Source organism: Kitasatospora sp. NPDC094019 (assembly GCF_044764505.1).
In the GTDB taxonomy this organism is placed as follows: Bacteria; Actinomycetota; Actinomycetes; order Streptomycetales; family Streptomycetaceae; genus Kitasatospora.
In genome coordinates this window covers 876,923-899,972 of record NZ_JBIWIF010000001.1, presented here as the reverse complement: position 1 = coordinate 899,972, position 23,050 = coordinate 876,923, and the positions used below count along the sequence as shown (strand labels likewise).

Genomic DNA, 23,050 nt, shown 5'->3' with positions numbered 1-23,050 from the left:
CCACCCTCCAAGGAGACCCATGCCCCGGCCCGACTGGCTCCAGATGTCCTCCGCCTGCTGGTACGACCAAGACGAGCAGGATGCGCTGTTCGACCTGGTGAGCAGTGGCTCCGATGTCGACGACTTCGGGACCGTGCCGTTCGATGGCTGCACTGCCGAGGAGCTGAACCCCTCCGGTTGGCCCATCCCAAGCCCATGACTTGCATGGGCGCACATTGATGATACGGTCGCCATGTTGTTGAGGGGGGAACCAGCCCCCACCCGGAACCACCCCCGACAACATGCGCCGTGACACACCTCCGACGGCCCTGGCAGGCGGCTCCTCCCCCCGCGCCCCACCTGCCAGGACCGGGCCCGCTCCCAATGAGCAGGCCACGAGAGGCGCCAGCCAGCACGTCACGACCAAGGCCCGCCCTCCCCTCCGTTCCGTGTCGGGAAGGCGGGCCTGCGCACACCCAAGGAACCCCGTGCACCACACCTACACCACCCACGACGCGGCCGACCCCGAGGCGTATGCCCGGCTCATGCAGGAGAGATACGGCCCCCTGTCCGCACTCCAAGCGGAACAGAACCAGCCCGGACCTGCCGCCCCGGCCAAGCCCCGCGCTCGCCGGCACAGCATCCGCTGGCCCGACCCGGCCGCCGCCCACCACCGCGCCCAGCTCATCCTGGCCCTCGACTCGCACCGGCGAAGGACGACACAGCAGTGACCACCACCAACACCGCAGAGCCCGGACGCACACCGCCCAAGCCGGGCGCCATCTGGTGCAAGTCCTGCGACTCCTGGTGCGACCCGGTCTCCAGCCTCTGCCGGTGCAACAACCGGTGAGCACCCACGTGAGCCGAGACCAGGAGTACGAGGCATGCAACCCGCGCGACGAACAGCGACGGATCCGCATCGTGTCCGTCACCGGCAACCGGGCCGACGTCGAAACCCTCGGCCCGGGCCCGACCCGCCCCCGCAGCGTCCTCCTGAACTCCCTCCACCCGACCGCCACCACGGCCGACGGACGTCCACGCAGGACCGGATACCGTCTACTCGACCCTGCGGAACGGAGCCCGAAATGACCCACAACCGGCCGGAGAACCCCAACCCCCCGGACCACGTCGGCCTGGCCGAGAACCACCGGGCGAGTACGGACCGCGCCCCGCACGAGCCGGGCCAACTCCTCCGCCACGGTGGCATCGTCGGTGTGCACAGGGTTACCGCCAGCACCATCACCGACCCCGACCTCGACCAGCTCTGGGAGCGAACCGAGGACGCGGAAGCCCGACTCAAGACTGCGGCTGATCTCCTGCAGGCCGGGCACAGCCCCCTGCTCGACCGTGCCGGGATCGTCCGCCGCCTCTGCCTCGGCGAAATCACCCCCGAGCAGGCCCGCGCCGACGACCGCGGCGAGTAAGTGGCGCTCCGACCGGACGAGTTCAGTGGTGCCCGGCGCCTCATCCAGGCCGGGCACCACGGTGCAGTGCGCCACAGCCTTCTCCTGGCGGCGGCCGAGGGTGCCGCAGCGTTGGAGCTGTACTGCGGCGATGCCACCCTCGATCTCCCTCAATGGGCTGATGCCTTGGTCGATCAGGGGGCGGGCCTGGTCGGTCGCGACCGTCGCAGCACCTGATGGGTCGGCTGGCGCCGTGACCTATCTGACCGGCCGAACTCTGCGGCCTCAGCGCCGCCCTTGCCAGGCAACGAAGAAGCCTCCCCCTGCGCTTGCTACAGCCGAAAATCCCGCAGGGCCGGCCACGATGTAGATGACAGCCGCGACCACGAGCAGGGCCAGCATCGCAACCAGATCCACCACGCGATCGCCCCGCCTCCCTTTGTGTTCCGACTGCTGTTCAACGACAGTGCGCTCGCTCACGCGACCTCCAGGGCTCCTAAGTGCTTCGGTTCCAAGCGTCCATCGAGCCCGGGAGGGGGTGTTCGCTAGCTGATCCAACTTGCTGAAATAGTCGCACCCGTGCCTGTAGCTTGACGGAACCAGACGAAACCTGACGGGCGAGGTGGCATGGCAGGTATACGGATGCCGGACGACGAGCAGGTGCCGCCAGGGCCACGCCGGAACTTACTCCTGGCACTCCACGCGCTCTACGAAGAGGCTGGCAAGCCATCGCTCACGAAGCTCAGTGCAGCCATCCGTGCGGACAACTCCCTGGACAGCACCCTCAGCAGGGAGGGTGTCAGTGACCTCCTGAACGGGACGCACCAGCAGCCGCGTTGGCGAAACCTGGTGGCACTCGTGTCGGTGCTGGCAGCGTTCTCGCAGACCAGGCTGGTCAGTGCGGAGTCCAAAGCGGAGGTCGTCAGCCAATTCAACGGCCTTTGGCGTGCGACCCAGGAAGAGCCCAAGGTGCTGCCATCGGGCCCGCGCGACCCCTTCGCGGGCTTCCCGGACGGGGTCGTGGCCCTATACCAATCGTCGACCTGGGGTGTCGGTAGCGATCTCCTCGGTAGCGGGGTGCTGATCCGGCCTGACACCGTGCTGACGTCAATCGAAGCCGTGAGCAACCTTGATGACGTTCGAGTGATCGATCACGGCGTGGAGCTGGGTGTCCGGGGAAGCGTGTGTGTCCCGCCGGGCATCGATGAGGGGCTCACAGTGCGATTTGGCTTCCCTGGCATCCGGCTCTTTCGCCTGTACGCAGCTGCCCGCTCCGCTCCGATGTCATGCCAACGGAGCGATGGCGGCCAGGTGAAGATCGTTGGGTACGTTGAACTCGAATCCGCTTCGAAGGCGGCTCTACGCGTCTATGAAGGTGTTCTCTCGATCGCAACGGGTCCGTGGCATTCGATCTTCCTAGAAGACCCGCCCGGTGGTCGCTCTGAGCTTGCGTCGTTGTCCGGCGCAGCGGTCGTCCATCCACAGACTGGGGCGCTCCATGGGATCTTGCACGGTCCGCAGAGAGGGACTGGTCCGTTCAACGTCGTACCCCTGAGCGCCATGGAGAGCGTCCTTTCGCTCCAGGACGAGCGGGACCGCCACAGAGAGTAGGGGAACTCCTCCTGGGCCATGCCGATGCTCGCGTCATCACGGCCGAGCACATCACTCCGTTCACCGCTACCAGAACCGGACGCAGCTGAGCGAGCCTGCATCGCGGGCCGCCCTGCCGCAGTGGCGTCCCCCTGAGGCCGACCCAGCGGCTGACGCCTCCACCAGCTCCACCATGGACCAGGACCTTCGCGTGGAGGTGCTGCGGGCGCCCAGCGTCACACGACTCGGCAGTCCTGAGATCGTCTAGGCTGTTGCCGCGTAGGGCGCGGGGAATCGGCCTACGAAGGACCGCTCCGTGCCTCAGCGTGAACCGATCGATCGGATCGTCGACGACCTCTTGCCCTCCGCGCACCCGATTGGCGACCTGAGCCGCTACCACCGCAACCCGCGGCGCGGCGACGTCAACGCCGTCGCCGAGTCCCTGAAGGTCAACGGCCAGTTCAAGCCGATCGTCGTCAACCGGGGCACGTATACGGGCCGCCCGAACGAGATCCTGGCCGGCAACCACACCTGGGACGCCGCCCAGCAGCGAGGCTGGCAGCAGATTGCCGTCACCTGGGTCGACGTGGACGACGACGCCGCCACCCGGATCGTTGTCGTCGACAACCGCACCTCGGACCTGGCCGGGTACGACACCGAGCTCCTCGCCGACGTGCTGTCCACGCTGCCGGACCTCGACGGTACGGGCTTCACCCAAGAAGCCCTGGACGACCTCCTCGACTCCGTCGAGCTGCCGTCCCAGCTCGCCGCCGAGACCGCGCAGGCCGAGGGTGAGAAGCTCGCCGACGAGCACCTCGAATGGGGGTTCGTGCAGTGGGGCACCACCCGCGTGCAGATCACGAAGGACGAGATCGAGCGGCTCGACAACGTTCACTCCGCGTTCTACGACACCCGCGGCACCGACACCGGCTTCGTCCACTACCTCCTCGACCAGCGGGAGGCCGTCGGTGCCTGAGTTCGTCGAGGCGTACCCGATCGCCACGCTGAAGCCCGCCCCATATAACCCCCGCCGACTGAGCGAGGAGGCGTTCGAGCGCCTTCAGCAGTCCTTGAAGCTGTTCGGGTGCGTGAAGCCCGTGATCGTCAACGGCAACGGCATCCTCGTCGCCGGCCACCAGAGAACCAAGTCGATGAAGGCCATCGGGCAGGACCACGCGCCGGCGATCCTCCTCAGCGGCCACGTCAGCACCCGCGACGAGATCCAGTTCAACTTGCTCCACAACTCGATCGAGACGGACGGCTCGAAGGTGCGCGTCCCGGCCGCCGGAGAGGAAGTGCACGGCTGGGAGTGGATCCAGCCCGACCAGATCACGGCCGTGTCCCGCTCGAACGCGGCAGTGCAGGCCGAGATCCGCCGCCTGGTCACCCGCTACGGCACGTGGGGCTCGATCGTCGCCGACCACGAGGGCCGCGTCCTGCTCAACCAGGACTACGCGGTGGTCGTCGCCGATCTGAAGCTTCCGCTGCTGTGCTACCGGCTGTCCGTCCAGGAAGCGGACGAACTGATGGTGTGGCTCGACGGCGACTACGGCGTCTACGACTACAGCCAGCTCGGTATCAAGGCGTACAACCAGCACTGGTGCCAGATGCACCGGCTGGGCGGAGACGAGGGCACCTCCAACAAGTCGACGACCTACGAGCAGCACGTTCTGCCCGCGCTGCGCCCCGGCCAGCGCGTCATGGACTTCGGAGCCGGCGAACTCGCCTACATCCAGCGCATCAGGGCGCAGGGGTTCGACGCGCACTGGTACGAGCCGCACGTCAAGGCAGCCGGGAAGCAGAACGCCCTCGACATCGCGGCGACCGTCAGCCACATTCGCGACCTCCAGCGGGACGTCCCGGCGAACGGCCTGTTCGACGTCGTCGTGCTGGACTCGGTGCTGAACTCGGTGACGTCGCTGGAGTTCGAGCAGTTCGTCGTCACCGCCTGCAACAGCCTCCTCGCCGCGGACGGCACCTTCTACGCCGGCACCCGCTCGCTCGGCTCGGCGACGCGGCGCGCCAGCGGCCGCAAGGCCCGCAACAACGGCCGCTACCGGCGCGCCCTGGAGTTCCTGGACGAGGACGGGTTCTCGGCGACCTTCCGCGCGGGGGTCTGGACCATGCAGAGGTTCCATGACCTGGACACGCTGCGCGAGCTGATGGAGCGGTACTTCGGCGAGGTCGAGATCCGGGGCCGGGCGGACGGCAGCAACATCTACGCGGTGTGCCGCAAGCCGCTGGCGCTGCCGGAGGCGCAGCGGCGGGCCGCACTGGAGGCGGAGTTCAACATGGAGTACCCCGGCGGGTACAGGCACGGCAGGCACCGACCGCTTGTGGAGGCGCTGATGCGGGCGTGCGGAGAGCGGGACGGCGGTTAGGCAACAATCCAATGTGAGTATAAAATAGAACCTAGAGGTGTTCTCAACTCACATGAAAGGAAGCCAAGTTGCCAACACTCACTGTTGCGCTGGGCAGTCGGGCTTACCGCCACCTGTGGCTGAAGTACGTCACCGGCATCGACCTGGGTAGGCACTGCGCGGTCGCCCTCCACGGCCGCTACAGCCGCCTGATCAACGAAGAGATCAAGCAGCCCACCACCGTCGAACTTAACGAGTTCCCCCACGCCATCGCCTGGTACCTCTGCGGCGTCACCGTCAGCCCCTACCGATGGGAGGACAATCCCCACCTCGCCGTGGAATCAGCCCCCGGCCACACCCAGGACCTCCAGGTCCAGGACCTCACCGTCCACCTCGACGGCGTCCGGCCGATCCCCTTCACCGACGCCGACATCCCGAGCGACGACCCGAACTCCGGCGACCCGGACTTCGCCACCTGCCGCAACTGGCAGTTCGCCCACCACCTCCGCGCCCGCGGTGTCCCCCACGTGCACGGCGACCGCCCGCGCATCACCACGGTCCGCCCGGGCGCCGGCCAGGTTGAACTTCTCCCGAAGCCGGAACGGAAGAAGGCTGCAGGCGGGGACGGCCCCGGCTTCAAGTGGTCCCGGCCGACCGCCGACACCCAGCAGCCCGACGCCGCCGTGCATCAACTGGCGCTCGGCGGCGAAGTCGAGCCGCCCGTGACGGAGGCCCCCGACCGGCGACCCCGGTAGCGGCGCACCGGCCGCCGCCACCGGCACGGTTGACGATCACACCCCGTTGAAGGGGGCCAGCACCCATGGGTGCTGGCCCCCTTCACGCATTTCTGGGGCCAGGCACCGCGCCCGGCACTTCAGAAAGGATCTTCCCGTGGAGAACAATCAGATGCTCCAACTGGCCGCGTTCGGCTCGGTCTGGGCGGTGCTGAGCGTCGGCCACACCCTGGCCGATCATGTACTCGGCCAGACCGACCACCAGGCGGCCAACAAGGCGGCTCCGACGCCCGAGCAGGTCGCGGCCGGTGCGAGCCCGCGGCTCGGCTGGTCGGCCTGCCTGGCACACGTGGCCCAGTACCACGCCGTGGTCGCCGGGCTCTACCTGCTGGTCCGGCTGGCCGTGCCTCTGCCCGCGACCGTGCTCGGCGCCACCACCGCCCTCCTGTGGTCCGCCGGCACACACGCGATCTTGGACCGCCGATGGCCGGTCCGCCTTCTCCTGGAGCGCACCGGCTCGCCGGACTTCGCCACGCTCCAGTCCGGAGGCATCAGCGGACCGTACCTTGCAGATCAGGCACTCCACGCGACGGCGCTCCTCGGGTCGGCACTGCTGCTCACCCGCCTGTGAGAACTCCGCCCGCCAAACGGGGGCGAGATGCCCCCGGTTGACGGGCAGCGGGGGCGGACGCCGCACAGCGCCCGCCCCGCCCCTCAATTGGTAGGCTACGAAGCCCGGTTGCCGGGCCTGCGCCCGGCCCGACGGCGGCGCCGCTCCGCAGCCCGACGGCCGTCGACCGGGCGAGGCGCCGGGCCCCGGCGCGCCAGCATCCGCTTCAGCTCGGACGCCCGGTGAGGCGACCGCCGGGACCGGCGCACAGGGCGCACGGACGTCCGCGCCGGATTCCCGGGCGGCAGCTCCGCCACCCGCCGCCCGGCCCGGCCCTTGATGAACTGCAGCAGCATCTCCAGCGCCGTGAACCCGAGGACCCCGACCACCTTGATGGCGGTCTCCTCCGACCACAGCGACTCCACGAACTGCACCTTTTCCTCCGAGAACTTCGACTGGAGGGGTGACGGACTACCGTCATGCAGCCAGGCTGGAATCCAGCCCGCAGGCGCCCACCCCGAAGCGGCCGGCTGCGCCGACGCGCCCGGGGGCCCGGGGGATCAAGGGTGCTCGGAGTCGAGTGATGCCGCACGCGATGGCCAGTGGTTGCGGCAGGCCATCGGTCCCCGTTGATGGGGCGGGAGCGGTATTCGGGCGCCAAGTGCTTCGGGAGGCGGCCAGCTCCGCGGCGAGTTCGAAGCCGGAGTGGAGTCTCGCCAGGCGGCTGGAATATTCCGCAGCAGCCAGGTCCCACGGTCCCAAGACGCCCGAGCCAGCTGCGGCCGGCGTGCTGTTGTCGACGACGGCACCTTGGAGACCGTGCCCCAGACTTGCCCAACCGTCGCCGCGCTGGCTGAAGGCACCGCCCAGCACCGTGGAAAGGTGGGAAATTCGGTGCTCCCCATCGACCACGACGAGGTCGTAGATGAGGCGTGCCGCTGTGGCAAGCGAAGCGAGGGTCTTTCCCCCGCCGGTGCCTTGGGTGTGCCAGACGATGCCGGGCGGCGCTTTCCGTGGCGGCGGGTTGGGCCGCATGGTCGCCCACATGTACCGGGACGTCACTGCCCTGTACGTATCCGGCGCTGCGGCAATCAGGTTCAACTCCGCAACCTTGCGGAGTTCAAGGGCGCTCAACGCCGACTGGAAGACGGGCTGCACGTCTGGCCCGATCGGCGCGACGGCGTACGAGCGGGCGGTGATGCGCTCCAGCTCGATCGGCGTCATGGCGGACAGGATAGTCGAAGCCAGGACGGTTCGTGCCAGGTCAACGATCCGCTGCCAGCTTGCGCTTCGTCGGCGGCCTCTGGAAGTTGAGAACGGCCGCGAGGGGCATCGGTCTGCCCGTCCGTTCGGCGTGTCCTCGCGGGCGGGGCTTCGTTGAGCACGGCGAGCGCCTACCCCCCCGGGGCGCTGAACGGCCTGCTCCACAATGTTCGGCACGCTGTGCCCCACGTCCGAGCAGCAGGCAAGCACGGCGTGGGCGGACCCGGGCTTTCCCTGGATCCGCCCACGCGGGCCGGTCGGGCTACGTTGTGGTGTTACTGGCGGATGTGGCAGCACCGAGCTGGCCCTCCCAGCCCCGGTACAGCGTGTGGGGCACGCCAAGGGCGTCCAAGCCCGGCCGGCGGCGACATCGACCAGCTCGCGGACTGTGGGGCCGTCGGCGTAGAGGCGCGGCGACGCTGGCAGGAAGTCTCCGGAAGGCTCCTCCCGGCCGTGGTGGATGATGGCTCTCCAGCGCCACTCGACAAGGGGTAACAGCGATGAGGCAAGAGAACTTTGCGGTCATGATGGAGTTCCTTCGGGCGCGTCTTCATGAGGACAAGACTGTGGCTCAGGCACTGAAGCCCGGCAAGAACCAGGACGTGGAACGCCTGCGGGACCGGGTCCTCGCCGACATCGAGGCGAAGCGAAGGCTCATGGATTGGGTGGAGGAGTACCCGCAGGCGCTGAAGGACACCGAAAGGCGCGTCTCCTTGCATGGGCTGACCCGCCAAGTTATTGCCGGAGTCTCACAAGACCTCCGTACCCCCGTGATCTACGAACTGGTTGTGGCATACGCCGATCACCCCGACTTCCACCCCGAGTGGAAGCCGATCGAGGTCGGGGATCAAGACGAGCCCGGCGCGGATGAGCCCAGCGCCCGTTCTCGGGCAGGGAACAGAGTCCACCAGAACAGGTAGTACGCACGTTGCCCGGGGCCAGCTACCGGCCCGACCGGCTCCGCAAGATGAGCAGCAGCGATACAGGGGGCATCGCATCGCACTGCCCATCGCTCGACCGGTCGGCGGGGCCGCGCCACGGAAGGCGCACCCGAGGTGTGGGCGATCCGAAGATCCTCGAACGTGGAGTTCATGGGATCGATCGTTGTCCTCTACGAGGTGGAAGCCCGCCAGGCCCTCGACCTGGGCGACGTCGAGCCCTCTGCGCTCGCGGTGCACGCAGCGGGCGCGGATCCCGATGTGCCGGAGGATCCGCAGCCGCGCACGCTGTGTGGGCTGGACACCAGCCCGATGGAACACGCGCACTACAGGCCGTCCCGGCCGGGCGAGCCCTGGTACCCGCCGGCGCTGGCCGGGCGGCGATGCCACGAGTGCGAGCGGGCGCTGCGCACGCAGTGACGGAGAACGTGGGGGCGCCGGGGGCGGAGACCGGCGGGTGGGCGTAGCAGTGCCCGCCGATGGTTGGCCCTCAAGGTGTGCGTCTCTCGGCACCGGCGGGCGCCGTGCGTAGGCTACCGGGGGTACTCGGTCGAGGTGCCATCGAGGTGGTGCGGCGGGTGGCCTGCCCGCGCGGCGTCGGCGCCTTCCCGGGGTCTCTCAAGTCAGGACCGTGGTCCGCTCGTCCTCTGGGCTAGGAGCCGAGCGTATCGTGTGCCTGCTTCTCATCCAGGCGCCCACTGCAGGTTTCGCACATCTGATTCTCGGCTCGGCCAGGCGGAGGCGGTTCGTTGGGCCGCCTCCGTTCGGGGTGGGCTTGTGGATGGCCCGGCCCGCTCCGAGGCGAGCCGGGCCATCGCGTCAGCAGTTACGGCCGACGTGCACCCGGGCGTCGCCGGCTCACCCGCCGCGGCAGTGGCCGCCGGGACTGCGCGACCACGCGTACCTCCGGCCTCACCGGCGTCGGCACGCGGCCACTGGTGGAGCGACGGCGCTCGGCCGCCCGGTGCAGCTCGCCGAGCCGTCGGGTCCGGGACGGGAGCACGACGGCCTTCTTCTCCTTCTTGCGGAGGTGGTGGTGGGTCACGAACTGGAGGGCGATCTCCAGGCCCCCCACGACCGCGAGAACGATCAACTTGACGGCGAACTCCTCGCCGAGGGCGTGCATCATGATGTGGATCTCCAGACTGGCAGGAACGGGGATCAGCCACCCGCTCTCCCCGGCCCAGACCTGATCCGGTTAGGCGACCAGCATCAGGGGTGAAGGGCCGGCGGGGCGGGGAGTGGTTCCCGCCGGCGGAGCTCCCGGAACGATCGGCTTCGCCAGTCGTGTGATCCCGCAGGCCACGGCAAGCGGGTCGACCTCGGGGCCGAAGCTCGGTGGCGGAGCTGGAGCTTCCTGCTGCCAGTCCTTGGCGAGCTGCTGTCGCAGAAGGACGACGGACTCCAGGCGCGCCAGCCGCTGGATGAAGCGACTGGCCGAGTACTGGCGGACCCGCTCGGCCCGTTGCTGAAGAACACCGGCATCGGCGCTCGACAGGGGAGTGGTTGTTGCCGTGCGGGCACTGACGGCGGCCTCGACCAGAGTCTCCAGGAAGGTGCCTGGGTGGCTGCTCTCCCTGCGCTCCCAATGCCGAGACTTCATCTCGATGAGAACGAGCCTGCTGGGCGACGACTGCTCTGACCCTGCCAGCGGCGGCGCCCCGTAGTAGACGACGTCGGTTGTGTCGTCGAAGTCGGACGACATCGCGAAGTCGTACGTCGCGTCGAGGTGCTCGATGACCTGCGTCTGGTAGCGGATCTCGACGTCGGGGACGATGAGGGATCCATGGACGGGGAAGTCGATGCCGAAGGTCGCCCGATCAGGAACTTCGAGCGGGGGAGGCTGGAGGCGGCCGTGCAGGCGGAAGGACTCGGCGGTGATGCCGGGTAGCTCCTTCAATGGCCTGGTGTCCACGGGCGGAATGCTAGCGGCGGTCTGCCCGAGTCATCGAATCCGCTGATCAGCGGCCGGTGTTGTCGTCGTCTTTCGGTCGGGGGTCGACGGCCCGACCCCGCCGTCTCGCTGGACGGGGCACGGTGTATCCACGGTGGTCCTCGCGGGCAAGGGCTGAGCCCGCGCCACCACGACGAAGGCCGAACGTGCCCGACCGCCTCGCCACCTCACGCGGCGGAGCCGTTGGGGGGGGCGAGCCGGGCGCTGGCAGGGTCAGCTCGGGGTGCTCGCCGCGGAAGCACTGCCTGCTCCTTGGGCGGGCATGGGGGCGGGCTTGGCCTTCGCAGCTGCCCGGCGCTGCTGAAACTCGTTGTGCTTGACTGCCAGGACGTACACGTACTCCACTAGGGCTTCCGCGAGGGCGAGTCCGTCCTCGGCGTCCTGGCGGGTTACCTTGTCGCCGTGGGCACCGTCGTTACCCAGGAACCGCAGGGAGTGCGCCCATTCGAGCAGGCGTCCGTCGATTGTGCCTGCCTGCTCCAGAGCGGTCAGGTTCGCGGCCAGGTTGCCCTTGTCAATGCCGTGGTCCTTGCAGACCAGCTCGACCGCGCGACGGACCATTGTGGCCGCTGCGGCGTAGGCATGGGCCAACTCGAAGCACCGCCGGGCTTCCAGGAGAGCCATAGCCACCTTGTGGGGCACTGCAGCCGGGATCGCTTGGTAGGCGGTCGGCCAGACGGGCTCCAGCTCGGTCTCGTGGCCAGCGAAGAGGTACTGGATCAGCACAGTGGCGCTGCCACAGCCGTCGCACGTCGCCAGAATGACGCGGGCAGGGTCTTCACGGCCTATGTCGTCGTTGGGCTGCTCGGTGACCTCGCCGTGGGCGGTCATCGAACGATGCACCCGGCACGTTGAGCAGTAGGCGATCGCGGTCTTTCCGCTTGAGGCACTCACGTGCGCAAGCTACTCGGCGGCGGCTGGCACTGTCGAGGTGCGGATCCTGACCTGCGGGGCATGGGAGATTATGGGTGGTGGCGCGGGGGCGTGCCACGAAGGGCTTCCGCTCATGTCCCGCCCCACCCGGGCGCAGCGTGCCGCCGCCATCGCCGCTCGGCGTGCCGACGCTGTTGAACTGCGCCTTGCCGGAGCTGACCCGCTGACCGTCGGCCGGAAGCTCGCCGCCGACCCCATCATCAACACGGACCGGATCGCCTACCCGTTCGGGTACGGGCACGAGCTGTTCGCCAAGGGGCGGCCCGCGCCGCCCGACGACACCCTCGCCCGGTCGGTGCTGCGCGACACCGCGCACGCTCTGGAGCACCGGATCGCGGCGGCGCGGGAGTCGATCGAGGAGCTGCGGGCGCTCGAAGACGCCCGGCTGGACCGCATGTTCCTGGTCGCCTACCGGAAGGCGGTCCGCGACGGGGATCTGCCGGCGATCGACCGGGCGCTGCGGATCATGGAGCGGCGGGCTCGCCTGCTGGGCCTGGACCGGCCGATCCGGGCGGAGATCACCGGCGGCGACGGCGGGCCGATCGAGGTCGCGGACGCCACCGCCGATGAGCTGGCTGCGCTGATCGCCCTCACCGATCCGGCCGCCGAGCGGGGCCGGGGGTGACGCGGCCGGATGGCCTGGTCGAGCAGTACCGGCTGCTCCCGGCCGGGCGGCGCCGTGCGATCGCCGAACAGGCGTCGCCGGCGCTTCGGGTGCGGCTTGCTGAGGTCGAACGTGACCTTGCGCTGCGGCACTCGCCGGGTTCGCTCGCTGCGGTGCTCACGGACGGCCGGGAGATGCAGGCCGCGCACTTGGACTTGATCGACAATGCCTTCCGTCGGATCGCGGCAGGAGAAACGGTTCGCCTGTTGCTGACGATGCCACCGCGGCACGGGAAGAGCCGGCGGGCCGCGCGGTGGGCGCCGCTGTGGTACCTCCTTCAGCGGCCCGATCACCGGGTCATGATCGCGTCGTACTCGGCCGACCTGGCGGACGATCACGGCCGCTGGATCAGGGATGCGATCACGACGTGGGGCGAGCAGCTCGGCATCGCGCTGCACCCCGGGTCGAAGGCGGCGAACAGGTTCGACATCCTCGGCCGGGAAGGTGGGCTGATCGCGGCCGGTGTCGGTGGTGGCCTCACCGGCAAGGGGGCGCATCTGGCGATCGTGGACGACCCGATCAAGGATGATGCCGATGCCCAATCGCCCACGATGAGAAGGCGGTTGTGGGAGTGGTGGCAGGCCGTCTTGCTGACCCGCGTCGAGCCGGGTGGCAGCGTGATAGTCATCCAAACACGCTGGCATGAAGATGATCTTGCGGGTCGGATCCTGGCGGGGGAGACCGCGGCCGACTGGACGATCATCGACCTGCCCGCCATCGCGGACAGCGACGACGACGCGCTCGGCCGCAAGATCGGCCAGCCGCTGTGGCCCGCCCGCTACGGCCGGAAGGCGCTGGCCGGTATCCGGCGGGCCGTTGGCGAGCGGGTGTGGGGGTCGCTGTTCATGCAGAAGCCCCGCCCGGTCGAGGGTGGGGTGTGGCGGCGGGCGTGGATCGACCGGGCCAGGGTCACCCCGGTCGAGTTCTCGGGTGTCGAACTGGCCCGGGTCGTTGTCGCGGTCGACCCGTCCGGTGGCGACTCCACCGTCAACGACGAGACCGGCATCATCGGGTTGGCGGCCGACTACCACGACCACCTGTACGTCGTCGCTGACGAGTCCGGCACGCTCGGGGCGAACGACTGGGGTCTCACGGCGTGCCGGCTGGCGCTGAGCCTGCGGGCGGACGCGATCGTCGTGGAGGCCAACTACGGCGGGAACATGGCCAAGTCGGTCATCTCGCAGGCGTGGGACCAGCTCGCCCGCGAAGGCGAGACCCGAGGGCAGCTGATGCCGTTGATCGTCGAGGTCAACGCGAAGGTCGGCAAGCGGCTCCGGGCCGAGCCGGTGGCGCAGCTGTACGAGCAGCTGCGCGTTCACCACGTCGGCCACTACCCGGAGCTGGAGGGGCAGATGGCGACCTGGGTCCCCGGCATGGACTCGCCGGACAGGATGGACGCCGCGGTGCACGGCCTGACGGAGCTGGCCGGCGCCGGGCAGCTCGACGCTCTGTCGCAGGGCATGGAAGACGGTCGCCTTCACGGCCGCCGGTGAGCGCCGGTGTGCTGAACCCCGTGCGTCGGTGAGTACCGGCGCACGGGGTTCGGCCCCAACGAGCTCCAGGGCTCCATCAGGGCCCACCCCGAGGCGGACCTATCCGGTCGCGGTGACGGTGGCAGGTCCCTGAGTGCGTCGGCGGCCGGACCCGGAGTCGGACAGCGCGGTTGGGGCGGCTGGGTGGTGGCCGGGCCTGCGGCGGGAGCCGTTCGTGGGCCCTGCTACTTTCTTCGATCATGAACGTGGGAGGGGTGCGGCGGATGGCCGCCGCAGTGACGATCGTGGTCCTCGCATGCCTTTCGGCGTGCTCGTCGAACGGCGGAGCGCAGACGGCGGCCACAGCTGCCCCGGCGCTGCCGGTATCGGCTTCGCCGACCGAGGGCACCCCGGAGTGGGCGGCGAAGTGGCTCGGCGACCGCGAGGGAAACCGGAACGCCTCCCGGGTGGTCGGCCGGTACGCCCAGCTCGCCATCGTGCAACACGGTGGCCGGCAGGGTTCGGCGGAGCTCTGCGACGCCGAGTGGGCGAAGTTCACGGCCGCTCAGCGGGTGATGGTTGACCGGGAGGGCTTCGACGACGGCTGCCGCGTCCCGCCTGCGTAGGGCGTCGGGCGCCGCGGCCGGGCGGCCGGGGGCGGCGACTAGGCTGGTGGGCGGCGTGGGGCTCGGGTTGCCTGGGAGGGCAGCACTGTGGGCCTGCGCGAGTTGATCATCGACGGATGGTCTTGGCTGAACTACAAGCCGGTCATGTCCCAGTCGCCACGGCGGGGTGTCGGCCCGTTCGGTGACCTCGCCGCCGGATGGGTGCCGGCGGAGGACCTGCGGCGACTTCGCGCGTACAAGGTCCTCGCCGCCTACGACCAGAACCAGGCCGGGCAGCTCGCGGCGGCCGGCGGCGACGAGAGCGGCCTCGACCGACGGGAACTCGGGGACCCGGCGAAGCTGAACGCGGCCGCCCTCGGCTACGTCCTCGGCCCGTCGCAGAGCATCGTGGTGCCCGGCGCGGAGGCGGACGGCGAACAGCCGACCCCGGAAGCCGCTCTGGCCCGGGAGGTGCAGGACCGGCTTCGGGGCTGGGCCCGCCGGGAGCTGCTGCCCATGCGGATGCAGCAGTGCGAGCGGTCCGCGGTGCGCTACGGCGACGGCGTCTACACCCTCGCGTGGAGCGCGGAGGCCGGCAGGCCGTTGCTGCGCACCATGGACCCCGGCTTCTACTTCCCCGAGTGGTCCGAGGACGAGATCGACGCCGCCGACTTCCCGTCACGGCTGCACTTCGCCTGGGAGCTTCCGGAGGACCCGGTGACCGGGCAGAAGGCGCGGCTGAGGCGGATCACATACGAACTGGGGCCGATCGGCGCTGCGACGAGGTCGGTGCGCCCCGTCAAGGGCGGACCGTACCGGCAGTGGCTGGCCGGCGAAGGCGGGGAAGCGGTCCTCCTGCCGGGGGACCGGGTGGACGCCGGCAGCGGCGCGGTCTCCCGCACCTACCCGTGGGCGCCCGGCAAGGCGTCGGCCGTCACCTGCTACCTGACGGACGCCGAATGGCTGCTCGAAGACCTGAAGGCCGCCCACACCGTGTACAACCTCCCGGCCGACAAGGCCCGCTACCGGGTGCGGCGCGACGGCGAGGTCCTCCAGGGGCTCGACCTGCAGATCGACTTCATCCCCGTCGTGCACGTGACGAGCAGCATCCCGGAAGTCGGGGAGCACTGGGGGCAGCCGGTGACCTCCCGCGTTATGCAGATCCTCGACGAGCTGGCCGCGACCGACACGGACGGGTCGGCGGCCTCCGGGACCACGGGCACGCCGATCGTCGCCCTGTCCGGGGTCCGGCTGCCGAAGGACCGCGCGACCGGCCAGGCGGCGCCGCTGAAGGTGGAGGCGGGCACGGTGTGGTCGCTGAACGAAGGCGGGTCGATGTCCACGCTCGACACGTCCCCGCAGCTGCGGGAGCTGCGCGAGCGCACCGACCACCTCCTCGACCGGCTCGCCGGGAACTCCCGGCTGACCGCGTCCGGGCTCGGCACGGTCCAGCCGTCCGAGGTGCCGTCCGGGTACGCGCTGGCGCTGGCCCTCGGCCCGCTCGGCTCCCTCGTGGGGGAGATGCGCCTTGCCCGCGCCCACAAGTACGAGTTGTTGTTCAAGCTCGCCGGGCGCCTGTTCCAGGCCGGTCAGGTCGGCTGGCCGGCGGGCGAGCTGCCCGCCGCCCAGATCGTGTGGGGTCCGCATCTGCCGACCGACAAGGCGGAGGCCCTGGACCTGGCGGTGAAGGGCCACGGTGCGGGGCTGATCAGCCTGGAGACGTGTGTGCGGATGCTCACGGACGCCGGTTTCCCGATCACCGACATCACGGACGAGATCCGCCGCATCCAGGCCCGCGCCTTCGACGCCGCCGCCCGCCTCGCCGATGCGACCGGCGACACCGGGGTGGTCCGGAACTTCCTCGGCCTGCCTGCGGCGGGCCCTGAGATCCCCGCTGTGACGCTTCCGGAGGGCGGGGCGAAGAAGATCACCCGGGGGCAGCCGGAAGGCTCGTAGCAGCCGATCCTGGTCCCCCTGCGGCGTCAGCCGTGGGGGGGAAGGGGGGATAGGTAGGAAGGAGGTAGGACAAAGGAAAGAAAGGGGTTCCCCTGGGGGAACCTCTGGGTTCCCGGAACGAAACCCATAGGTTCCCCCGGTGGAACCCAGATCTCGCGGGGGAGTGGGTTCCCTTGGGGGAACCCTGGCGCAGCGGTGGCTGCGCTGTGAGTGGAGCCCGATCCTGCGTACCGTGGCCGCCGAGCCCTCGCGACCCGCAACGGCCCCACGGCGGGGAAGCCGTGACCCGTGCGCGCCCCGCCGTACTCACACTCCGCCTGCTTGATGGGGAGAGGGCGGGGCAGGGCAATCCGGGAGTGCTACGCCGAGGGCAAGGGCGGCCGGCGACGCCGCCGAGATCGTCAACGAACCCGCCGCCTACGGCGCCGAGCCGGACATCGACCCGCGAACTCCCAGGAACGGGACTTGATCACCGCAGACGGGAGCCGAAGGTCGACCAGGCTCCGGCGGCCCGCCCCACCGCTTTGGCGGCCGACCCTGCACCGGCCTGCCCGGCGCGGAAAACCGTTCGAGCGGCGCGAAGCCGCGCCAGTACCGTGACGGCATGCCGAAGAAGCCGAAGCCGCCCCGCCACGAGGAACTGGTCGCCGAAACCCTCGTCAACCACGTCCTCGGCACCCGCACCCTCTCGCGGGACGACAACTCGCAGGACGGCATGATCGACGCCCTGCTCGCCCCGCCCGGAGCCGAGCAGCCGTCGACCGCGTTGGAGATCACCTCCACCGTGGACCAGGGGCAGGCTCGCCTCTGGGGGTTCGTCGGCATGATGCTCGTCGACGAGGTCCACCCGGAGCTGGCGGTCGGCTGGTTCGTCGAGTTCGCGCCGGACGCCCCGGTTGGCAGGCGCCCGAAGAAGCAGCTCATCCAGCTTCTCGCCGACCTTGAAGCACGCGAGGTTCCGCGGGTGAGCGTCCGGGACTGGGAGGCCGTGACGCCCACGGACAGTCCCGTCCCCGAGGACATCGCCCGGCTCCGGGCGCTCGGGGTCCGTGCGGCCGCTCAGGTCGGCGACGGGCCCGAGGTGAGGGGGCGGATCATCCCGTCGACGATTACCACGGGAACGGCACCCGCCACCGCCGAGGCCGTGACCCCCTACCTCGACGCCTTCCTCGCCACCGGAACGGCCGCGAACAAGCTCCGCAAGCTCCAGCGCGCCAAGGACGACGGCCTGCGCACCCTGCTGTTCATCTGGGCGGACTCCTCGCACATGACCATCGGGATGGCGCTCCGCAACGGGTTCGAGCCCGGCGGCGAGCCGAACGTCCCCCAGCAGGCCGACGAAGTGTGGCTGGCCAGCTACTTCACCCCGGACACCCTCTTCCGGTGGACCAGGGAGGCAGGGTGGGAGGTCGTCCGGACCCCCGGGGTGTTCGCCTCCGTTGCCCCGTTCTAGGAGTAGCTACACTGATCACTGGCGCGGGGGCGCTGTTGCGGAGGAATCCGATGACTGCCCCCCTGCCCCAGGCGACCCCGCCCGCCGGAGACCCGGCCGCCGTGCAGCCCCCGGCCGCCACCGACCCCGGCAGCTCCCTGATCACCCAGGACACCCTGTCCCGCCTCCTCGCCCGCGAGAAGTCCCAGGGTGAACGCGCCGCCGTGAAGAAGCTCGTCGGCGACCTCGGCTTCGCCGACTCCGCGGCCCTCGCCGCCTGGGTCGAGGCGCAGCGCACCGCCGAGCAGGCCACCCTCTCCGAGGTCGAGCGCCGGGAGAAGGCCGCCGCGCAGCGGGAACAGGCAGCGGCGCAGCGCGAGCAGGCCGCCATCGAGCGTCTTCACGCCGCCGTCCGGCACGCCGCCCTCACCCGGCTCGGCGCCGCCGACGACAACCTCCGCGACGCGGACCGCCTCCTCGACCTCCCGGCCGACGCCGACGACCAGGCCGTGGCCGACGCCGCCGCCGCGCTGCGGGAGCGGCGCCCCGAACTGTTCGCCACCACGACCGCCCCGGCCACCGCGCCGCCCGCGCCGAGCGGATCCCCCGCCGGCGGGCCGCCGCCGCGCGGCCAGGCCCCCGCCACCAGCTCCGTCGGCCTGGACATGGCGAAGCGGCGCGGCTACCTGACGGCCTGACCGGACGTCCCAGATCGTCTGACCCGGCAGTGAACCGGGACCAGGGGACCACGCCCCGCACCACCGACGTGGACGGCACCACCAGCAGGTGAGTGCGTGACCGCCAGCTCCAGAAGGCGATCACACCCCTTGACCACCCCGATCACCACCTCGGCGACGTACAACGCGGGCCGCCCCTGGCTCGCGTCCCGCCACGGCACCGACCAGACCGAGACCGTCACCATCGACGCGTCGAAGCTCGTCGCGAACACCCACTACGTCGCGTCCACGGACTCCACCCAGCCCTACAGCCGCCTGCTGTCCGGCATCCCGCTCGGCAAGATCAGCGCGTCCGGCCTGTACGGGCCGTACGACCCGGCCGCCGCAGACGGCCGCCAGATCCTCGCGGGCCTGGTCTTCGACGAGGCACTGTTCGCGCCCGGCCAGCCACGCATCCCGTGCGCGCTGCTGTGGCACGGCGTCGCCCGCACCTCCAAGGTGCCCGGCGGTATTGACACCACCAAGATCACGCCGTCCGCCGTCGGCGCTCAGCTCCGGTTCGTGTGACGGGGGCCTGAGCGATGACGATCCAGGACCTCATCAAGGGCGTCACGGCCAGCGACCTCACCACGTTCGCCCGCGCCATCCCCACCCCCGCCGACTACCTGCTGACCAGCACTGTGTTCCCGACCCTCGTCACCAACGAGGTGAAGTGGCGGATCAAGCAGTCCGGCCGGCGCGTCAACACCGCCAAGTACCGTGCCTACGACGCGTCGGTGGCGTTCGCCGACCGCACCGCCTGGGAGACCACGAAGGAAGGACTCCTGCCCGCCCTGGGCCAGAAGCTGATCGTCGGCGAGCAGCAGCAGATCCTGCTGGAGCAGTCCCACGGCGCTGACCAGGACCGGCTGATCGAGCTGCTCTTCGACGACGCCGAGCGGCACATCGAAGCGATCCGCTCCCGCCTCGAACTCGCAGCCGGTGACGTGTTGCTGGACGGCAAGTTCACCCTCGACGCGGCCACCGAGAGCGGCCTCACGATCGAGATCGACTTCAACGTGCCCGCCGGCAACATGCCCGTCGCCCCCAAGGTGTGGTCCGATCCCACCTCGGACCCGCTCGCCGACGAGCTCGGCTGGATGCAGTACCTCGACGACCTCGGCGCGCCCGAGCCGGAGATGGTCCTCACCTCCAAGAAGGCGTTCGGCTTCCTGGCCCGTAACAACGCCTACCGGGCCGCCTACTACCGGTCCGTCAACCCGTCGAACACGCCGACCCGCACCCTGACCGTCTCCGAGGTCAACGCGGTCCGCAACGACTACGGCCTGCCGCCGGTCACCTTCTACAAGGCCCAGGTCAACGTCGACGGCGTCGCCACCAAGGTCCTGCCCGACGACCGGTGGATCATGCTGCCGCCCGACCGCGCGAAGTTCGGCCAGACCCAGTACGGGATCACCGCCGAGGCCCTGGTCCTGTCCCGCGGCACCAACCCGGAGATCGTGAAGGAAGACGCCCCCGGCATCGTCCTCACCCGCGGCGCGCAGGACGACCCGGTCCAGATCTGGACCAAGGGCAGCGCGGTGGCGATGCCCGTCCTCCACACCCCGGACTGCCACGTCGTCGCGAAGGTCCTGTGATGGCCGGTAAGCGGCTCGCCCACGCCGTCCACGTCGAGCACCCCGTCACCGGCGAGCGAACCCTGCTCCTCCCCGGCGCCGAGGTGCCGGCCGGCCTCGCGGCACAGATCACCAACCCCGACGCCTGGGAGCCCGACCCGGACGGCGGCACCGAGCCGGAACCTGCGCCGGACGACGCTGGCCCGGCGAAGCCAGCACGGGCCCGCAAGGCCCCACCGGCCGAGTAGCCCGATCCGCCTGCCGGACCGGCACCCCAACCGGGGTGCCGGTCCGGCACCGCTCGCTACCGGACCACGCCTCACCCCCGCAGGAGAAGCCATGGACCCCGCCACCCTCGCCTGGCTCCAAGCCCAGCTCGGCACCACCACCCCCGTCGACGACCTCACCGCCCGACACACCCGCCTCGGCACCGCCCGCGCCGTCGCCCAAGAAGTCCTCGCCGAGCGCCGCGCCGCGCTCCTCGCAGATCCGCTGCGCCTCGTCGTAGACGGAGTCGTCACCATGGACCGCACCGCGAACCTCACCGGCCTGGAGCGGCAGATCGCGCTCCTTCGGGACCAGATGGGCCCCGACGAAACCCCGACCACCGGCGGCGACGGCGACCGGCTCGTGGAGACGACCACACTGCGGCCCGCCCGCCGCACCCGATGAGCCCCCACGCCAGCACGCGCGACGAGGCCGCCACCGCCGCCGACGCCCTCACCAACGCCTGGCAGCAGCTCGCCGCCGCGCAAACGGTCGTCCTCGCCGCTGTCGCCGCCAACCGGCGACCGCAACTAGCCGCAGCCATCGCCGCCTTCAGCACCGCCACCCGAGACTTCCACCGGGCCGCCGAAACAGCTGTCCGGGACCTCGCGGGCCGCCAACTCCCCGTGCTGTACGAGCAAGGCGCCACTGCCGCCGCCACCACCCTCGGCCGCCGCTTCACCTGGACCTCCAGCCACCAGCGCGCCCTACGCCAACTCACCACCGACACCTACACCGACCTGCTCCGCAACGCCCAGGAGACCGTCCGCCAAGCCGGCCAGTTCTACCGGGCCGCCCGCGCCGCGGCGCGCCAGCAGATCCCCACCGCCCTCACCGGCCGCACCGCCCTCCAAGCCGCCAAGGCGCTCGCCGACGAACTCGCCGCCACCCACCCCCTCGACCGGGTCGTGTACCGCGGCGGCGCCCGCATGCCCGTCCGGGCCTGGGCCGAAGCCGCGACCCTCGCCCGGACCGCCGTCGCCTACAACGCGGGCACCCTCACCGTCGCCCGCGAACACGGCGTCGAGTTCGTGGAGGTCTTCGACGGCTTCGACTGCGGCTGGACCAGCCACCCCGACCCGGACAAGGCGGTCCGGACGCTGCGCACCGTCGAGGAGGCAGCCGAGCGGCCGATTGCTCACCCCCGCTGCACCCGCGCGTTCGGCCTGCGCCCCGACGCGACGTATCCCGACGGAGAGGGCCGCTGACTACTGAGGGCAACGCAGTGGTCAGGCCCAGTGTCAGATGCCGAGGTAGGGGGCGAGGGTGGCTGCTGTGGTCGCGCACCGCAGGTAGTTGTCGGCGTGGTGGAAGCGGTAGTGGGCGCTGATGCTGCTGGTGTGGTCCAGGGTGATCCCGTCGAAGAACCTGGCCAGTCCGGGTGGGACGGCGACGGGGTCGCCGGGATCGGCGATGTTCACCCAGCGCGTCCCGCCAGGCAGGCCAGCGCCTCGCGGCTGCGTGTCGTCGGCGGACCGGGGGGCGGGGACGAGGCGGTCGAAGACCACCCGGGGCAGGGCGAGCGGCGAGCCCAGGGTGAGGAACAGCTCGGGTCGCAGTTCCGGATGGGCGTGCAGGGCCTCGTAGGCGACGACCGAGCCCAGCGAGTGTGCGACGACGACGCGCGGCCGGTGCCGGGCTATGCGTGCTGCCACCTCCTCGCGTGCGGCGATGCGCTCAGGGGCGTCCGGGGCGCGCAGGTAGGCGGCTACCTCGGCGCACAGCAGCCGGACGAAGACCCCGAGCGGTCCCTCGGCCAGGTCGAACCTGCGTGCCAGCCAGGAGGCGAACCCGCGCAGCGGTACCGTGGCATGTCCCTGGGCGACTTCGTCCGGCAGCCCCAGTTCCCGTGCCCAGGCGTCGAGGATCTCTTGCGCCAGCGGGTCGTCGAGGAGGTCGCCGCCGTGCTCGCCTTGGGCGGCTGGCCCCGGCCGGAGCTTGTCCGCGTAGTAGGCGAAGTCGGCGTCGATCCGTTCGCTCGGGACACCGAGGCCGGCGGCCAGGTCCCGTGCCCAGGCGGCAGCCTTGAGCGCGCGGAGCTGCTCCTTGCGCGCGTCGGAGATCCCGGTACCGAAGCTGTTGTAGATGCCGTGCACGGCGACGACACGGAGTGGTGAAGCGGTCTCACTGGTCAAAGGAGCCTCCTGATGAGGGGGTCAAGGCAGAGAACGGCTACTTCGTGGCCGAATCCGACCACCACCGTGCCGTCCCCCGTGAAACCCAGGGCCCACACGGCGTCGGAAAGATGAAACGAAGTGAGGCAGGTCCCGGTGGTCAGGTCCCACACCTGGACTGAGTGGTCGTTGCTGCCGGTGACGGCGTGCGGGCGGCCCTTGATGTGTGTCACCGCGACCGCGTTCACCCAGCTGGTGTGGCCGGTGAGGTGGTGGGTCTGGGTGCCGGTGGTGAGGTCCCACACCCGCACGGACCTGTCGTCGCTGCCGGTGACGGCGTGCGGGCGGCCCTTGATGCGTGTCACTGCCACTGACTTGACCCAGTCGGTGTGGCCGGTGAGGTGGTGGGTCTGGGTGCCGGTGGTGAGGTCCCACACCCGCACGGACCTGTCGTCGCTGCCGGTGACGGCGTGCGGGCGGCCC

Annotated in this window: 30 protein-coding genes; 22 read left to right on the top strand and 8 right to left on the bottom strand. The window is 70.4% G+C overall.

Annotated elements, in window-relative coordinates:
• Positions 1-19: 19 nt before the first annotated feature.
• The 4 genes from ACIQ9P_RS04235 to ACIQ9P_RS04220 all read left to right on the top strand — a co-directional run bounded on the left by ACIQ9P_RS04235 (position 20) and on the right by ACIQ9P_RS04220 (position 1,403).
• Positions 20-199, top strand: coding sequence for a hypothetical protein (locus tag ACIQ9P_RS04235; protein ID WP_402349360.1), 180 nt, complete (start codon positions 20-22; stop codon positions 197-199).
• A 268-nt stretch (positions 200-467) separates the two neighbouring features.
• On the top strand, positions 468-710 hold the full coding sequence (locus ACIQ9P_RS04230; RefSeq protein WP_402349357.1) for a hypothetical protein: 243 nt from the start codon (positions 468-470) through the stop codon (positions 708-710).
• A complete protein-coding gene (locus ACIQ9P_RS04225) occupies positions 707-829 on the top strand; it encodes a hypothetical protein (RefSeq protein WP_402349354.1) in 123 nt (40 codons plus the stop codon). The genes ACIQ9P_RS04230 and ACIQ9P_RS04225 overlap by 4 nt, the downstream gene beginning before the upstream one ends.
• A 235-nt stretch (positions 830-1,064) precedes the next feature.
• Complete coding sequence (locus tag ACIQ9P_RS04220) at positions 1,065-1,403, top strand: hypothetical protein (protein ID WP_402349351.1); 339 nt, start codon at positions 1,065-1,067, stop codon at positions 1,401-1,403.
• Positions 1,404-1,667: 264 nt separating this feature from the next.
• Here the strand turns inward: ACIQ9P_RS04220 and ACIQ9P_RS04215 are convergent, their stop codons facing one another.
• Positions 1,668-1,862 (bottom strand): hypothetical protein, encoded by a 195-nt coding sequence (locus ACIQ9P_RS04215; protein WP_402349348.1) that lies wholly within the window; start codon positions 1,860-1,862, stop codon positions 1,668-1,670.
• A 162-nt stretch (positions 1,863-2,024) separates the two neighbouring features.
• Here ACIQ9P_RS04215 and ACIQ9P_RS04210 point away from each other — a divergent pair, with 162 nt between their 5' ends.
• The 5 genes from ACIQ9P_RS04210 (at position 2,025) to ACIQ9P_RS04190 (ending at position 6,697) form a co-directional block, all read left to right on the top strand.
• Positions 2,025-2,993: a hypothetical protein gene (locus ACIQ9P_RS04210; RefSeq protein WP_402349345.1), complete on the top strand. Its 969-nt coding sequence runs from the start codon at positions 2,025-2,027 to the stop codon at positions 2,991-2,993.
• Between the two features lie 295 nt (positions 2,994-3,288).
• Positions 3,289-3,948: a ParB N-terminal domain-containing protein gene (locus tag ACIQ9P_RS04205; protein WP_402349343.1), complete on the top strand. Its 660-nt coding sequence runs from the start codon at positions 3,289-3,291 to the stop codon at positions 3,946-3,948.
• Positions 3,941-5,353 carry a ParB N-terminal domain-containing protein gene (locus ACIQ9P_RS04200; RefSeq protein WP_402349340.1) on the top strand — a complete coding sequence of 471 codons (1,413 nt, stop codon included), beginning with the start codon at positions 3,941-3,943 and terminating at the stop codon, positions 5,351-5,353. Before ACIQ9P_RS04205 ends, ACIQ9P_RS04200 begins: the two co-directional genes overlap by 8 nt.
• A gap of 68 nt (positions 5,354-5,421) precedes the next feature.
• Positions 5,422-6,087 (top strand): hypothetical protein, encoded by a 666-nt coding sequence (locus ACIQ9P_RS04195; RefSeq protein ID WP_402349337.1) that lies wholly within the window; start codon positions 5,422-5,424, stop codon positions 6,085-6,087.
• A 136-nt stretch (positions 6,088-6,223) separates the two neighbouring features.
• Positions 6,224-6,697 carry a hypothetical protein gene (locus ACIQ9P_RS04190; RefSeq protein ID WP_402349334.1) on the top strand — a complete coding sequence of 158 codons (474 nt, stop codon included), beginning with the start codon at positions 6,224-6,226 and terminating at the stop codon, positions 6,695-6,697.
• A gap of 95 nt (positions 6,698-6,792) precedes the next feature.
• Here ACIQ9P_RS04190 and ACIQ9P_RS04185 read toward each other — a convergent pair whose 3' ends face one another.
• Together ACIQ9P_RS04185 and ACIQ9P_RS04180 are read right to left on the bottom strand one after the other, a co-directional pair.
• Positions 6,793-7,110, bottom strand: a complete 318-nt coding sequence (locus ACIQ9P_RS04185) for a hypothetical protein (RefSeq protein ID WP_402349332.1) — start codon at positions 7,108-7,110, stop codon at positions 6,793-6,795.
• A 43-nt stretch (positions 7,111-7,153) separates the two neighbouring features.
• Positions 7,154-7,900, bottom strand: coding sequence for a hypothetical protein (locus ACIQ9P_RS04180; RefSeq protein ID WP_402349330.1), 747 nt, complete (start codon positions 7,898-7,900; stop codon positions 7,154-7,156).
• Positions 7,901-8,439: 539 nt separating this feature from the next.
• Here ACIQ9P_RS04180 and ACIQ9P_RS04175 point away from each other — a divergent pair.
• Entirely contained in the window at positions 8,440-8,859 is a 420-nt protein-coding gene (locus ACIQ9P_RS04175) for a DUF6221 family protein (protein WP_402349328.1), read from the top strand.
• 171 nt (positions 8,860-9,030) lie between these two features.
• The gene (locus tag ACIQ9P_RS04170) at positions 9,031-9,297 is read left to right on the top strand and encodes a hypothetical protein (RefSeq protein WP_402349858.1); all 267 of its coding nucleotides are present in this window, start codon (positions 9,031-9,033) and stop codon (positions 9,295-9,297) included.
• Between the two features lie 406 nt (positions 9,298-9,703).
• Here ACIQ9P_RS04170 and ACIQ9P_RS04165 read toward each other — a convergent pair whose 3' ends face one another.
• From ACIQ9P_RS04165 to ACIQ9P_RS04155, 3 genes are all read right to left on the bottom strand, one after another.
• Positions 9,704-10,006 (bottom strand): hypothetical protein, encoded by a 303-nt coding sequence (locus ACIQ9P_RS04165; RefSeq protein ID WP_402349325.1) that lies wholly within the window; start codon positions 10,004-10,006, stop codon positions 9,704-9,706.
• A gap of 69 nt (positions 10,007-10,075) precedes the next feature.
• Positions 10,076-10,792, bottom strand: a complete 717-nt coding sequence (locus ACIQ9P_RS04160; RefSeq protein WP_402349322.1) for a hypothetical protein — start codon at positions 10,790-10,792, stop codon at positions 10,076-10,078.
• A gap of 252 nt (positions 10,793-11,044) precedes the next feature.
• Complete coding sequence (locus tag ACIQ9P_RS04155; protein ID WP_402349319.1) at positions 11,045-11,725, bottom strand: DUF4145 domain-containing protein; 681 nt, start codon at positions 11,723-11,725, stop codon at positions 11,045-11,047.
• Positions 11,726-11,837: 112 nt separating this feature from the next.
• On the opposite strand from ACIQ9P_RS04155, the gene ACIQ9P_RS04150 reads away from it, so the two are divergent.
• From ACIQ9P_RS04150 to ACIQ9P_RS04100, 11 genes are all read left to right on the top strand, one after another.
• Complete coding sequence (locus ACIQ9P_RS04150; protein ID WP_402349316.1) at positions 11,838-12,389, top strand: hypothetical protein; 552 nt, start codon at positions 11,838-11,840, stop codon at positions 12,387-12,389.
• Entirely contained in the window at positions 12,386-13,921 is a 1,536-nt protein-coding gene (locus tag ACIQ9P_RS04145; RefSeq protein WP_402349313.1) for a terminase large subunit domain-containing protein, read from the top strand. Before ACIQ9P_RS04150 ends, ACIQ9P_RS04145 begins: the two co-directional genes overlap by 4 nt.
• Positions 13,922-14,184: 263 nt before the next feature.
• Positions 14,185-14,526 carry a hypothetical protein gene (locus tag ACIQ9P_RS04140; protein ID WP_402349310.1) on the top strand — a complete coding sequence of 114 codons (342 nt, stop codon included), beginning with the start codon at positions 14,185-14,187 and terminating at the stop codon, positions 14,524-14,526.
• Between the two features lie 144 nt (positions 14,527-14,670).
• Positions 14,671-16,461, top strand: a complete 1,791-nt coding sequence (locus tag ACIQ9P_RS04135; protein WP_402349307.1) for a hypothetical protein — start codon at positions 14,671-14,673, stop codon at positions 16,459-16,461.
• 604 nt (positions 16,462-17,065) lie between these two features.
• The gene (locus tag ACIQ9P_RS04130; RefSeq protein WP_402349304.1) at positions 17,066-17,914 is read left to right on the top strand and encodes a hypothetical protein; all 849 of its coding nucleotides are present in this window, start codon (positions 17,066-17,068) and stop codon (positions 17,912-17,914) included.
• Between the two features lie 50 nt (positions 17,915-17,964).
• Positions 17,965-18,591 carry a hypothetical protein gene (locus ACIQ9P_RS04125; protein ID WP_402349301.1) on the top strand — a complete coding sequence of 209 codons (627 nt, stop codon included), beginning with the start codon at positions 17,965-17,967 and terminating at the stop codon, positions 18,589-18,591.
• A 129-nt stretch (positions 18,592-18,720) separates the two neighbouring features.
• Complete coding sequence (locus ACIQ9P_RS04120; protein WP_402349298.1) at positions 18,721-19,137, top strand: head decoration protein; 417 nt, start codon at positions 18,721-18,723, stop codon at positions 19,135-19,137.
• A 14-nt stretch (positions 19,138-19,151) separates the two neighbouring features.
• Positions 19,152-20,207: a major capsid protein gene (locus tag ACIQ9P_RS04115; protein WP_402349295.1), complete on the top strand. Its 1,056-nt coding sequence runs from the start codon at positions 19,152-19,154 to the stop codon at positions 20,205-20,207.
• A complete protein-coding gene (locus ACIQ9P_RS04110) occupies positions 20,207-20,434 on the top strand; it encodes a hypothetical protein (protein ID WP_402349293.1) in 228 nt (75 codons plus the stop codon). Before ACIQ9P_RS04115 ends, ACIQ9P_RS04110 begins: the two co-directional genes overlap by 1 nt.
• Before the next feature lie 91 nt (positions 20,435-20,525).
• Entirely contained in the window at positions 20,526-20,858 is a 333-nt protein-coding gene (locus ACIQ9P_RS04105; RefSeq protein ID WP_402349290.1) for a hypothetical protein, read from the top strand.
• Positions 20,855-21,661: a hypothetical protein gene (locus ACIQ9P_RS04100; RefSeq protein ID WP_402349287.1), complete on the top strand. Its 807-nt coding sequence runs from the start codon at positions 20,855-20,857 to the stop codon at positions 21,659-21,661. The genes ACIQ9P_RS04105 and ACIQ9P_RS04100 overlap by 4 nt, the downstream gene beginning before the upstream one ends.
• 33 nt (positions 21,662-21,694) lie before the next feature.
• Here ACIQ9P_RS04100 and ACIQ9P_RS04095 read toward each other — a convergent pair whose 3' ends face one another.
• Together ACIQ9P_RS04095 and ACIQ9P_RS04090 are read right to left on the bottom strand one after the other, a co-directional pair.
• The gene (locus tag ACIQ9P_RS04095) at positions 21,695-22,588 is read right to left on the bottom strand and encodes a serine peptidase (RefSeq protein WP_402349285.1); all 894 of its coding nucleotides are present in this window, start codon (positions 22,586-22,588) and stop codon (positions 21,695-21,697) included.
• The coding region (locus tag ACIQ9P_RS04090; RefSeq protein WP_402349282.1) for a WD40 repeat domain-containing protein at positions 22,585-23,050 on the bottom strand (466 nt) is incomplete at its 5' end. The genes ACIQ9P_RS04095 and ACIQ9P_RS04090, both read right to left, overlap by 4 nt.